This window comes from Bradyrhizobium sp. USDA 3650, assembly GCF_054057395.1.
Genome location: NZ_JBSRZG010000001.1, coordinates 2,183,723 through 2,196,014 on the forward strand (window position 1 = coordinate 2,183,723; position 12,292 = coordinate 2,196,014).

The following is a 12,292-nucleotide window of genomic DNA, read 5'->3' on the forward strand; positions in this document are numbered from 1 at the left end:
GGGTAATGGGTCCTGGCTTTCGCCAGGACGACACCGGATGTGTGGGAAGTTTGTGCCGCTTACCTGCAATCCTTACGCCTTCAACGTCTCCAGAAACCGCACCGGCTCACCTTGCGCGGCCGTCACGAGTTCGCCCTGCCACATCACGCGGCGGCCGCGGATGAAGGTGCCGACGGGCCAGCCGGTGACGCGGACGCCGTCATAGGGGGTCCAGCCGGCCTTGGACGCGACCCATTTGTTGGTGATGGTCTCGCTGCGCTTGAGATCGACGACGGTGAAGTCGGCGTCGTAGCCGGCGGCGATGCGGCCCTTGCAGGCCATATTGTAGAGGCGCGCGGGGCCGGCGCTGGTGAGATCGACGAACCTTGCGAGCGACAGGCGGCCGGCATTGACATGGTCGAGCATGAGCGGCACCAGCGTCTGCACACCGGTCATACCGGAGGGCGAGGCCGGATAGGTCTTCTGTTTTTCTTCAAGCGTATGCGGGGCGTGGTCCGAGCCGAGCACGTCGATGATGCCCTGCTCGATGCCGCGCCAGATGCCGGCGCGGTGATCGGCGCCGCGCACCGGCGGATTCATCTGCGCCAGCGTGCCGAGCCGCTCGTAGCATTCGGGCGCGACCAGCGTGAGATGATGCGGCGTCGCCTCGCAGGAGGCGACATCCTTGTGGTCGCGCAGGAACTCGATCTCTTCCTTGGTCGAGATGTGCAGCACATGGATGCGCTTGCCCGTCTCGTGCGCGAGCTTTACCAGCCGCTGCGTCGCCATCAGCGCCGCGGTCTCGTCGCGCCACACCGGGTGCGAGCGCGTGTCGCCCTCGATGCGCAACGATTTGCGCTCGTTGAGGCGGTATTCGTCCTCAGCGTGGAAGGCTGCGCGGCGGCGAATCACCTGGAAGATGCGGCGCAGGCTTTCGTCGTCTTCCACCAAGAGCGCGCCGGTCGAGGAGCCGATGAACACCTTGACGCCGGCGCAACCGGGCGCTCGCTCCAGCACCGGCAGGTCCTGCACGTTCTCGCGGGTGCCGCCGATGAAGAAGGCGAAGTCGCAATGCATGCGGTGATGGGCACGCTTCACCTTGTCGGTGAAGGTGGCCTCGGTCACGGTCAATGGCGAGGTGTTCGGCATCTCGAACACGGCGGTGACGCCGCCCATCACGGCGCTGCGCGAGCCGGTCTCGAGGTCTTCCTTCTGCTCCAGCCCGGGCTCGCGGAAATGCACCTGCGTGTCCATCACGCCGGGCAGGATGTGCAGGCCCTTGCAGTCGATCACTTCGGCGGCGGAAGCCTGCGAGAGCGCGCCAATCTCGGCAATGCGGCCGTTGACGACGCCGATATCGCGGGCTCCCTCGCCGTCCTGGTTGACGACAGTGCCGCCCTTGAGGATCACGTCGAAACGCTGGGTCATGGCTGAAGGCCTCTCTCGTCCCCAAGCGCAGGGCTTGAGGTCTTGTCGTTTTTGCCTTGCGGGCTTACGTTCCGGAGCAACATGTCGCAAGAGATTTTCGTATGAAATCAGCGTTTCTTCCGGACCGGGGCGTGATCAAGGTCGCGGGCGAGGATGCGCGCAACTTCCTCAATGGCCTCGTCACGACCGATGTCGACAAGCTGAAGCCGGGCCTCGGCCGATTCGGCGCACTGCTGACGCCGCAGGGCAAGATCATCGTGGATTTCCTGATCACGGAAGCGCCTGACGGCCATGGCGGCGGGTTCCTGATCGATTGCCCGAAGCCGCTTGCCGATGGCCTCGCCACCAAGCTGAAATTCTACAAGCTGCGCGCCAAGGTCACGGTGGAAAACCTGTCCGAGGATCTCGGCGTGCTCGCGGCCTGGGACGGCAAGCCCGCGGCCCAGCCCGACCTCGCCTTCGCCGATCCGCGCAATGAAGACCTCGGCACCCGCATCCTGATCCCCGAAGATCTCAAACAGAAGCTGTCCGATCTGATCGGCGCCGAGCTCGTCGACGCCGCCGCATACGAGGCCCACCGCATCGCGCTCGGCGTGCCGCGCGGCGGGCTCGATTTCACGTACAGCGATGCGTTCCCGCACGAGACCAACATGGACCGTTTGGCCGGTGTCGATTTCGACAAGGGCTGCTATGTCGGCCAGGAGGTCGTCTCGCGCATGCAGCATCGCGGCACCGCCCGCACCCGCAGCGTGAAGGTGCTGCTCGAGAACTCCTCGCCTGAGCCCGGCGTCAGCATTCTCGCCGGCGACAAGCCGGTTGGCACGATGGGCTCGTCGGCGCAGGGCAACGGTATCGCGCTGGTGCGCATCGACCGCGTCGCCGATGCGCTCGACGCGGGACAGGCGCTGACTGCCGGTGGCCTCGCTGTGAGGCTTGCGGAACCAGACGTCGTGCGCATTCCAACGAAGCAACCCACCGCATGAGCCGTGCTCCCCGCCTGCATCCCGACGGAAAGACGCGTTGCCCCTGGCCCGGCGAAGATCCGCTCTACGTCGCCTATCACGACACGGAATGGGGCGTGCCGGAATACGACGACCGCGCGCTCTATGAGAAGCTGATCCTCGACGGTTTCCAAGCCGGCCTGTCCTGGATCACCATCCTGCGCAAGCGCGACAATTTCCGCAAAGCCTTCGACGATTTCCAGCCGGACAAGATCGCGCGCTACAGCGAGAAGAAAGTTCACGCGCTGATGAACGATGCCGGCATCGTCCGCAACAAGGCCAAGATCGACGGCGCGATATCGAGCGCGAAATCCTATCTCGACATCATGGAGAAGGGCCCCGGCTTCTCGAAATTCCTGTGGGACTTCATGGACGGAAGGCCCAAGGTCAATCATTTCAAGACCACCGCGAGCGTACCGGCCTCGACGCCGCTCTCCATGCAGATCTCCAAGGAGCTGTCCGCGCGCGGCTTCAAATTCGTCGGCCCGACGATCGTGTATGCCTTCATGGAGGCGACCGGCATGGTCAACGATCATCTCGTCGACTGCCATTGTCACGCGAGCTGCGGCAAGTCGCAGCGCAAGCCGCGCCTCAAGGCCAAATGAGCGCGAAGAAGACGGAACGCGGCGCCGACACCCGCGCCTGGCAACGTATGCTGTCGGGCCGGCGGCTCGATTTGCTCGATCCCTCCCCGCTCGACATCGAGATCGCCGACGTCGCGCATGGGCTGGCGCGTGTCGCCCGCTGGAACGGCCAGACCATTGGCGCGCACATCTTCTCGGTCGCGCAGCACACGCTGCTGGTCGAAACCGTGATGCGGCACGAGAACCCGCGCGTGGATCAGCGCATGCGGCTTGCGGCGATGCTGCATGACGCACCCGAATACGTGATCGGCGACATGATCTCGCCGTTCAAGGCGGTGCTCGATGGTCATTACAAGGCGGTCGAGAAACGCCTGCTCGGCGCCATCCACATCCGCTTTGGCCTGCCGCCGGTACTGCCGGAGGAGATCACGCTGGCGATCAAGGCCGCCGATCGCGGCGCGGCCTATCTGGAGGCGACGACGCTGGCCGGCTTCAGCGAGAGCGAGGCCAAGCGCCTGTTCGGCAAGGATCCCGGCCTCTCCGACAGCGTCCGGCGCGACTATCTCACCCCCTGGACGGCTGCCCGGGCCGAGAAGCAGTTTCTGGAGCGGTTTGGCGCCGTGTTTGCGTAGGTCCTGCAGGGCGGGCATTGGGGCCCTTGCGCCGCCCCCAACTGATTTTGCGCAATGAGACGAAAGTGGTGGGTACGCTTCGCTTTGCCCACCCCGCCAACGCTCGCTATAATGTGCGGAAAAAGGTCCGCCATGATCCACGTCTGTTCCCTCGCCGCCCTTCCCGAAACCGTCCGCCTCACCAAGGCCAGCCACGTGCTGACCGTGATGGCCAATGTCGAGCAGGTGGCGCGGCCGGTGTCGGTGCTGCCGGCCAACCATCTCAAGGTGTCGATGGACGACATCACCGAGGAGATGGACGGCTTCGTCGCGCCATCGGAAACGCATATCGAGCAGGTGCTGAATTTCGTGCGCGGCTGGGACCGCGACGCGCCGCTGGTGGTGCATTGCTATGCCGGCATCAGCCGCTCCACCGCGAGCGCCTTTGCCGCCGTGTGCGCACTCAATCCGGATCGCGACGAGACCGAGATCGCGAAGAAGATCCGGGCAGCTTCCCCGATCGCCTCGCCGAACCGCCGCATCGTCGGTCTTGCCGACCGTGCGCTGGGGCGCAACGGCCGCATGCTGCGCGCACTCGACGAGATGGGCCCGGGCGCGATGATGGTCGAGGGCCGCCCCTTCGTGATCGAGCTCGAATGACAGTTGCGCACCACAGCACAGGTGCGCTCCCTCTCCCGCTTGCGGGAGAGGGGTGGGGAGAGGGTATCTCCGCATCGGGACAGTCCCCTAGAGGAGAAAGCTCTCACGCCGGCGCTGCGCGCCGACCTCTCCCGCAAGCGGGAGAGATTACAGCGAGCCCGCGGCGAGACCGGCTCAATCAATTGGCATACCTATCTCATCACTCACGCGACCGCCGTCGCATGAGCGAAAAGCTGCTGACGCCGATCGAGATCGGCCTGACTGCCGCGATCGTCGCGATCGAGGATCACGAGCCGCTGATCCTCACCGCGCGCGACAGTGACGGACTGGCGGGCCTGCCGTTCGGCCCGTTCGATGCGCCGAGCCATCGCACTTTCGAGATCGGCCTGCGGGCCTGGGTCGAGGAACAGACGGGGCTGCGGCTCGGCTATGTCGAACAGCTCTACACGTTCGGCGATCGCGGCCGGCATGCCGAGGCCGGCGACACCGGCGCGCACATGGTGTCGATCGGCTATCTCGCACTGACGCGCGCCATCGGCGGCGAACTGGCAGCCACGAGTGCGAGCTTCGCGCCATGGTATCGCTTCCTGCCTTGGGAGGACCGGCGCGAGGGCCCGCCCGCGATCGTCGCGCGCGACATCATCCCGGCATTGACCGAGTGGGCCGAAGAGGAGACGCCCGAAACGACGCGCGCATTGCCCCGCAAGGATCGGGTGCGGTTCTATTTCGGTCTGGACGGCGCGTCCTGGGACGAGGAGCGCGTGCTCGACCGCTACGAGCTCCTGTACGAGGCTGGGCTGGTCGAGGAAGCGCGGCGCGACGGCCGTCCTGCGGCATTAGCGCGCAAGGCCCTGCCCGCGCTCGGCACATCCATGCGCTTCGACCACCGCCGGATTCTTGCGACAGCGGTCGCGCGACTGCGTGCCAAACTGAAGTATCGTCCTGTGGTCTTTGAACTTTTGCCCGCCGAGTTCACACTCACCGAATTGCAGTATACGGTGGAGGCGATCTCCGGCCGACACCTGCACAAACAAAATTTCCGCCGCCTGGTCGAAATGGAAGCCCTGGTCGAACCGACCGGGGTGATGTCGACACAGACGGGCGGACGTCCGGCGGCGCTCTACCGCTTCCGTCGCGAGGTGCTCCAGGAGCGGCCCGCGCCGGGCTTGCGCGTACGCTCCCGGCGCTAACCCGATATATGTGTGATCGGCCCCTGCCCGCCGATTGCCTGGAGGCTTTATGTCTGACGGTCCGTTCGACGTCTTCGCGCTGATCATTGCGGTCATCGCTTTCATCATCGCGATCAAGGCCTCCAGCCAGGCGTCTGAGCTGCGACGACGGCTGAGCTCGCTCGAAGAGACGTTCCACGCGCAACGGCCCGTGCAGCCGCCGCGGATCCCGGCAGATGTGTGGGCTGAAGCGTCCGCGACGACTTCCGCAGCGCCGCCGTCGCTTGTGCCCCAAGCCGAAGTGGTGCCCGAAGCGCCGCCCCCGCTCATCACCGAGGATGTTTCACCGCCACCGCTCGCAGCGAACACCGGGGCCGACGCGACGCCGCCGCTGCCCGCACCCGCGCCCGGCTTCGAGGAACGGCTCGGCACTCGCTGGGTGGTGTGGATCGGCGGCCTTGCGCTCGCGCTCGGCGGCTTCTTCATGGTGCGCTATTCGATCGAGGCCGGCCTCGTCGGCCCCGGCGTGCGCGTGTTCCTTGGCGGCGTATTCGCGCTGGCGCTGCTGGGGGCCGGCGAATGGTCACGCCGCAAGGAGAGCATCTCCAATATCGCCGCGTTGCCGATCGCCAACATTCCCGCGATTCTCACCGCGGCCGGCACGGCGGTGGCGTTTGCGACCATCTACGCGGCTTACGCGCTCTATGGCTTCCTCGTGCCAGCGACCGCCTTCGTGCTGCTCGGCCTCGTCGCGCTCGGCACGCTGGCCGCGGCGCTCTTGCACGGGCCCGCGCTCGCGGGCCTCGGCGTGGTCGGCGCGTTCGTGACGCCGATCCTCGTCTCCAGCGACAAGCCGGACTATTGGGCGCTCTACATTTATCTCGCGATCGTCACCGCCGCGAGCTTCGGCCTCGCCCGTATCCGGCTGTGGCGCTGGCTTGCAGTCACCACCATCGCCTTCGCCGTGCTCTGGATCTTTCCGGGACTAGATACCAGCGACTTGCAGGTCGCACCGCACGCTTTCCATGTGATCGCAGGCTTCGTTCTTGCCGCTCTTCTCGTGGTCTGCGGCTTCATGTTCGGCCCGACGATCGAGGACGGCGAGATCGAACCGGTCTCGTCCGGCTCGCTCGGTGCCTATCTGTTCGGCGCGATGCTGATCGTGCTGTCGAGCGCGCATGCGGACCTGGCGCTGATCGCTTTCGCGCTGCTGGTCGGCGCGACGCTGCTTGTCGCCTGGCGCGCGCCGGCGGCCACCGGCGCACTCGGCGCGGCGGCCGCAACCGTCTTCGTCGTGTTCGCCGAATGGGCGGTGCGCGCCAATCCCGACATGCTGGTGCTGCCGGGCGGCCCCATCGCCGGCATCGCACCGACGGCGATCGACAGTGCGGTGACACTGCATCTGGTGATGGCGGCGATCTTCGCCGCCGGCTTCGGCATCGCGGGCTTCCTCGCGCAGGGCCGTTCGAACTCGGCGATCATTCCGGTGGTGTGGTCGGTCGCCGGTGTCGCGACGCCGATCGCGATCCTGGTCGCGCTCTACGCACGCATCGCGCATCTCGACCGCTCGATCCCGTTCGCCATCCTCGCGGTGCTGCTCGCCGCCGCCTTTGGCGCTGCCACCGAGGCCCTTGCGCGCCGCGAGACCCGGCCGGGCGCCATGATCTCCACGGCCTTGTTCGCGACCGGCACGCTCGGTGCGTTGGCGCTGGCGCTGACGTTTGCACTGGAGAAGGGCTGGCTCACGATCGCACTGGCGCTGATGTCGCTCGGCACCGCCTGGATCTCGATGCAGCGGCCGATCCCGTTCCTGCGCTGGCTGGCCGCGATCTTCGCAGGCCTCGTCACCGCCCGGATCGGCTATGATCCGCGCATCGTCGGCGACGCCGTCGGCACCACGCCGATCTTCAACTGGCTGTTGTGGGGCTACGGACTGCCGGCGGCATCGTTCTGGGCGGCGAGCCTGTTCCTGCGCCGACGCGCCGACGACGCCCCTCTGCGCATGGTCGAGAGCGCCGCGATCCTGTTCACCGCGCTCCTCGCTTTCATGGAGATCCGCCATTTTGCGACCGGCGGCAACATGACGGACGCACCGTCGCTGCTGGAATGCGCGCTGCAGGTCTGCGTCATGCTCGCCATGGCGATCGGGCTGGAGCGTCTGCGGCAGCGCAGCCGCAGCATCGTGCACAATGTCGGCGCAGTCGTGCTCACGGCAATCGCCGGGCTCGTCGGCGTGTTCGGCCTCCTGATCCTGGAGAACCCGCTGCTGTGGCGCACCGACGTTGGCGGCGCCGTGTTCAACCTGCTGCTGCTCGGCTACGCGCTGCCGGCCGTGCTGATGCTGCTGCTGTCCTATGCCGTGGCCGGCGAACGCGGCAAGGCCTACGCCAACACGATTGCGGGCGGCGCACTGCTGTTCGCGCTGACCTATGTCACGCTGGAGATCCGCCGCTTCTATCACGGCCCGATCCTCTCCGCCGGGACGACCACGGGCGCCGAGCAATATACCTATTCGATCGGCTGGCTCGGCTTCGGCGTGGTGCTGCTCGGCGTCGGCATTCTCGTCAATTCCGAGCGGGCGCGGCTGGCATCGGCCGTCGTGATCGCGTTGACGATCCTGAAGGCCTTCGTCATCGACATGTCGACGCTGACGGGCGTCTACCGCGCGCTGTCCTTCATGTGCCTCGGCATCGTGCTGGTCGCGATCGGCTGGCTCTACCAGCGTATCCTGTTCCGGCGGCAGGTCGCACCGCCGCCGGCTCCGCAGACGAGCATGTGAGGATCAGGCCGCGCGAACCGATTCCAGGAACTGCGCGACCTCGACCTTGAGACGGGTGCTGTCCGTCGCCAGCGATTTCGCCGCCGACAGCACCTCGTTCGAAGCCTCGCCGGTCTCGATCGCACCGCGCTGCACGTCGGTGATGTTCGACGAGACCTCCTGCGTGCCGACCGAGGCCTGCTGCACGTTACGCGAAATTTCCTGCGTGGCCGCGCCCTGCTCCTCGACGGCGGCGGCAATGGCCGCAGCCACCTCGGACAGCCGCTCGATGGTGCCGCCGATCTCCTGGATGGCACTGACTGATTCCTGCGTCGCTGCCTGGATGCCCGAGACCTGCGCCCCGATCTCACCGGTCGCCTTCGCGGTCTGCTCCGCCAGCGCCTTGACCTCGGAGGCGACGACGGCGAATCCGCGGCCGGCTTCACCGGCACGCGCGGCCTCGATGGTCGCGTTCAGCGCCAGCAGATTGGTCTGCCCTGCGATGGTGTTGATGAGCTCGACGACATCGCCGATGCGGGACGCCGCCTGCGACAGTGCGTTGACGCGGTCGTTGGTCCGCGCCGCCTGCTCGACGGCCTCCGCCGCCATCCGCGCCGAATCCTGCACGCGGCGGCTGATCTCGGTGATGGAGGACGACAGCTCCTCGGAAGCGGATGCCACCGCCTGGACGTTGGTCGAGGCTTCCTCGGAGGCGGCTGCGACGACGGTCGCGAGTTCCTGTCCGCGCTGCGCGGTGTTGGTCAGCGTCGAGGCGGAGGCCTCGAGCTCCGTCGAGGCCGAGGACACGGTCCCGACCACCTCGCCGATCATGGCTTCGAACTTGCGGGTGATGGCGTCGACGCGGCGGCCGCGTTCGATCTTGGCTTCGGCATCGCGCGCAGCGGCCTCGTCGGCGGCTTTCTTGGCGATCAGCGCCTCCTTGAAGATCTGCAGCGCATCCGCCATCGAGCCGATCTCGGTCTTCTCGCCGCGATGCGGCACCTCGGCCGAAAGGTCGCCCTCGCCGAGCGACTGCATCGGGCGGATGATCGAGGCAATGCCACGGGAAACGTCGCGCACGAGATAATAGGCGGCGCCGATCGCGATCACGACCGAGAACACGATGATGCCGACCAGCACGCGGAAGATCATGGCGTAGCTGTCGGCGGCCTGCTTGGTCTCCAGCTCGGCGCCGCGGTTGTTCATCTCGATGCCCTTCTGGAGCAGGGGATCGGCGGCCTGGGCCATCTTTGCGACCTTGGTCTGCAACAACTCGTTGGCGTCGGCCGGGAAACGTCCCACGCCCTTGCGCGACAGGGCCATCACGTCCTGCACGCCGTTCAGATACTCGGCCCACGCCGTGCTCCATTGCCCATAGAGCGAGCGCTCTTCGGCGGAGGTGATCAGCGGCTCATAGACCTTACGCGTCTGGTCGATGCGCGCCCGGAGCGAGGCGAGGCGCTTCTCGGCGGCGTCCTTGCCCTCGACGGTGTCCTGCATCAGATGCAGGCGCAGCGCGACGCGCAGCTCGTTGATGTCGGCGCGAAGCGAGCCGAGCGCGCGCACGCTGGGCAGCCAGCTCTCCGCGATCTCGACCGTATGGGAATTGATGTTCTGCATGGTGCCGATCGCCGTCACGCCGACTCCGGCGAGCGAAAGAACGAGGACCGACAGCACTGCCAGAAGCTTGAAGACGATGGACAATTTCGACATCACGACAAATCCCGATGTTACCTGGCAACGCGCAAACCACCTGCGCCGCAAATCGCCACGAAGATGGCGAGACGGAGGTCAGTTCAACAATGCTGGCTGGTTCTTATCCCGAGAGATTGCACACATAGTCGCAAGCAGGCGTTAACAGGGACCTACGTAAAATTACGGGACACTTCCAAGAGTCGCTATTTCTCCTGCAACCATCTGTTGCAGCTCGCAGCCACCTCATGCTGCCACGCGCAGCCTGTCCGCTTGCGCCGCAACATGCGACCAACGCGGCAGCGGCTGTCACGCCGCCCGGACCGATTCCAGGAAGCGCGCGACCTCGCTCTTCAGCCGGTTGCTCTCCTGCGAAAGGGATTGCGCAGCCGAATGCACCTGCGCCGAGGCAGCTCCGGTTTCGCCTGCGCCGCGCTGGACGTGGCCGATATTCGCTGAGACTTCGGAGGTGCCATTCGCGGCGTGCTGGATGTTGCGGGAGATCTCCTGGGTGGCGGCGCCCTGCTCCTCGACCGCGGCCGCGATGGTCGACGAGATCTCCGACATCCGCGCGATGGTGTCGCCGATCTCCTTGATCGCCCCGGCTGAGTCTTGCGTTGCGTTCTGGATCGCACCGATGTGCTGGCTGATCTCGCCGGTCGCTTTCGCAGTCTGCTCGGCGAGCGCCTTCACTTCGGTCGCGACCACGGCAAAGCCCTTGCCGGCTTCGCCCGCCCGCGCCGCCTCGATCGTCGCGTTGAGCGCCAGCAAATTGGTCTGGCTGGCGATGGTGTTGATCAGCTCGACCACGTCGCCAATGCGGGAGGCGGCCTTGGTCAGCTCGGCGACGCGCGCATTGGTGCGCTGGGCCTGCTCGACGGCGACATCGGCAACACGCGCCGATTCCTGCACCTGACGGCTGATCTCGGAGATCGAGGAGGTCATTTCCTCGCTCGCTGAAGACACCGACTGCACGTTCGCGGAGGCCTCTTCGGAGGCGGCCGCCACGACGGTGGCAAGCCCGTTGCCGCGCTCGGCCGCCTGCGTCAGCGTGTTCGAGGACGCCTCGAGCTCGGTTGCAGCCGACGAAACAGTATCGATGATCTCGCCGACCGCGCCTTCGAAATTATCGGCGAGCCGGTGCATGTCGGCCTTGCGCTGCTGGCGCCCGCGCGCATCGGCTTCGATCTGCTCGGTGCGCAGCCGCTCGGCTTCCGCCATATTGGTCCTGAACACCTCGACGGCGCCGGCCATCTCGCCGATCTCGTCTCTGCGCCCGACGCCGGGAACGGAAATCGAAAGCTCGCCGCGCGCTAGCCGCGTCATCGCGCCGACCATGCCTGCAAGCGCTTTCGAAATCGAACGTCCCAGAAGGAATCCGACCGCGGCGAGCACGAGGACGGTGACGCCGAAGGCGACGGCCATCCACAGCCGCACGGAATCGCGGGTCGCAGCCTCTGCAGCTTCGGCTTTCCTGTAGAGGTCTTCGACTGTGTTGCGCACCTCGATCATGCCCGGTTCCAACCCACGGAAGGTTTTCATCATGCTGGCGTCGAGGGCCGCAGTTTGCTGCGCGGTCTCAACCCAGGACGCGAACTCGGACTGGTATTTCTGCAGCTTGGCTGTGATGTCGTTCATCACGGCCGTGGGGACTGCGACGACCTCTATCGCCTTGGAGAATTCGGCTGCGGCCTTCTTCATCTCGGCGATGTATTTTGGATCGCGCCGCAGCATGAAGTCCTTCTCATGCCGGCGCATCATCAGCATCCAGCTCGTGGACCTGGGATCGTCGATCTCCTTGAGCTTGGCTTCGATGTCGTGCACCGCGGCGCGGAGCGAGCCGGATAGGCCCAGCGTCTCGTTCAGGCCGAGCCGGGTCTCCGCGGCCACCAATTTGCCGAAGTCCGAGGCGTATCGCTTGAAGTCGTCCTGGGCCTGCTTCATCCGGTCGGACAGCGCGCTCATGCCGCCGGCCGCCATCAGACGCTCGATTTCTTCGAAATCGCGGTTGATCGGCCCGATCAACTCCGCGTGGGCCTTGGCGTAGCTCTCGTTGCGGCGCTGCTGAAAATTCTTCTCGTTGCGGCGCGCCTCCAGCATCTCGATCGAGAGCTGCTTGTCGAGATCCGCAATCGCGCGAGCCCGGTTGGCAACGTCGCGCGAGGCGTCCTGGGAGAGACTGCCGATCTCATAGATCGCGCCGAAGGCGACGAGACCCAACAATCCGAACAGTCCGATCGCCATGACCTTATGGGTGAGGCGAATGGAAGGGCCACTCATGGGATGTGCTCCAATACGATGGATACGCAATGCAAGGAGGGCGACTCGGCACCCGGAATATTGCGGAGATCATGACTGAATCGGTTTTCCGGAAGGTTAACCGTGCGGCTCTTCGCACCGCGGCATCCAG

The 12,292-nt window shown here is 66.0% G+C and carries 9 protein-coding genes; 6 read left to right on the plus strand and 3 right to left on the minus strand.

Annotated features, from left to right (window positions below; all coding sequences use genetic code 11):
* Window positions 1-72 precede the first annotated feature (72 nt).
* Window positions 73-1,407, minus strand: coding sequence for a dihydroorotase (locus ACVIN2_RS10410; RefSeq protein ID WP_456765545.1), 1,335 nt, complete (start codon window positions 1,405-1,407; stop codon window positions 73-75).
* Between the two features lie 101 nt (window positions 1,408-1,508).
* Between ACVIN2_RS10410 and ygfZ the strand changes: the two genes are divergently transcribed.
* The 6 genes from ygfZ (at window position 1,509) to ACVIN2_RS10440 (ending at window position 8,211) form a co-directional block, all read left to right on the plus strand.
* Complete coding sequence (ygfZ, locus tag ACVIN2_RS10415) at window positions 1,509-2,390, plus strand: CAF17-like 4Fe-4S cluster assembly/insertion protein YgfZ (RefSeq protein ID WP_456765546.1); 882 nt, start codon at window positions 1,509-1,511, stop codon at window positions 2,388-2,390.
* Entirely contained in the window at window positions 2,387-3,013 is a 627-nt protein-coding gene (locus ACVIN2_RS10420) for a DNA-3-methyladenine glycosylase I (protein ID WP_456765547.1), read from the plus strand. The genes ygfZ and ACVIN2_RS10420 overlap by 4 nt, the downstream gene beginning before the upstream one ends.
* Window positions 3,010-3,624: a YfbR-like 5'-deoxynucleotidase gene (locus ACVIN2_RS10425; RefSeq protein WP_456765548.1), complete on the plus strand. Its 615-nt coding sequence runs from the start codon at window positions 3,010-3,012 to the stop codon at window positions 3,622-3,624. The genes ACVIN2_RS10420 and ACVIN2_RS10425 overlap by 4 nt, the downstream gene beginning before the upstream one ends.
* Before the next feature lie 132 nt (window positions 3,625-3,756).
* Window positions 3,757-4,263, plus strand: coding sequence for a tyrosine phosphatase family protein (locus ACVIN2_RS10430; protein WP_027568633.1), 507 nt, complete (start codon window positions 3,757-3,759; stop codon window positions 4,261-4,263).
* 221 nt (window positions 4,264-4,484) lie between these two features.
* Complete coding sequence (locus ACVIN2_RS10435; RefSeq protein WP_456765549.1) at window positions 4,485-5,453, plus strand: NUDIX hydrolase; 969 nt, start codon at window positions 4,485-4,487, stop codon at window positions 5,451-5,453.
* A 49-nt stretch (window positions 5,454-5,502) separates the two neighbouring features.
* Entirely contained in the window at window positions 5,503-8,211 is a 2,709-nt protein-coding gene (locus ACVIN2_RS10440; protein ID WP_456765550.1) for a DUF2339 domain-containing protein, read from the plus strand.
* A gap of 3 nt (window positions 8,212-8,214) precedes the next feature.
* Here ACVIN2_RS10440 and ACVIN2_RS10445 read toward each other — a convergent pair whose 3' ends face one another.
* The gene (locus ACVIN2_RS10445) at window positions 8,215-9,903 is read right to left on the minus strand and encodes a methyl-accepting chemotaxis protein (RefSeq protein WP_456765551.1); all 1,689 of its coding nucleotides are present in this window, start codon (window positions 9,901-9,903) and stop codon (window positions 8,215-8,217) included.
* A 288-nt stretch (window positions 9,904-10,191) separates the two neighbouring features.
* The gene (locus ACVIN2_RS10450) at window positions 10,192-12,162 is read right to left on the minus strand and encodes a methyl-accepting chemotaxis protein (protein ID WP_456765552.1); all 1,971 of its coding nucleotides are present in this window, start codon (window positions 12,160-12,162) and stop codon (window positions 10,192-10,194) included.
* Window positions 12,163-12,292 lie beyond the last annotated feature (130 nt).

Bases quoted from the DNA above. Each gene is read 5' to 3' on its own strand.
- ACVIN2_RS10425 (WP_456765548.1), top strand. From the start codon at position 3,010: ATGAGCGCGAAGAAGACGGAACGCGGCGCCGACACCCGCGCCTGGCAA.
- ACVIN2_RS10445 (WP_456765551.1), bottom strand. From the start codon at position 9,903: ATGTCGAAATTGTCCATCGTCTTCAAGCTTCTGGCAGTGCTGTCGGTC.
- ACVIN2_RS10430 (WP_027568633.1), top strand. From the start codon at position 3,757: ATGATCCACGTCTGTTCCCTCGCCGCCCTTCCCGAAACCGTCCGCCTC.
- ygfZ (WP_456765546.1), top strand. From the start codon at position 1,509: ATGAAATCAGCGTTTCTTCCGGACCGGGGCGTGATCAAGGTCGCGGGC.
- ACVIN2_RS10420 (WP_456765547.1), top strand. From the start codon at position 2,387: ATGAGCCGTGCTCCCCGCCTGCATCCCGACGGAAAGACGCGTTGCCCC.
- ACVIN2_RS10440 (WP_456765550.1), top strand. From the start codon at position 5,503: ATGTCTGACGGTCCGTTCGACGTCTTCGCGCTGATCATTGCGGTCATC.
- ACVIN2_RS10435 (WP_456765549.1), top strand. From the start codon at position 4,485: ATGAGCGAAAAGCTGCTGACGCCGATCGAGATCGGCCTGACTGCCGCG.
- ACVIN2_RS10450 (WP_456765552.1), bottom strand. From the start codon at position 12,162: ATGAGTGGCCCTTCCATTCGCCTCACCCATAAGGTCATGGCGATCGGA.
- ACVIN2_RS10410 (WP_456765545.1), bottom strand. From the start codon at position 1,407: ATGACCCAGCGTTTCGACGTGATCCTCAAGGGCGGCACTGTCGTCAAC.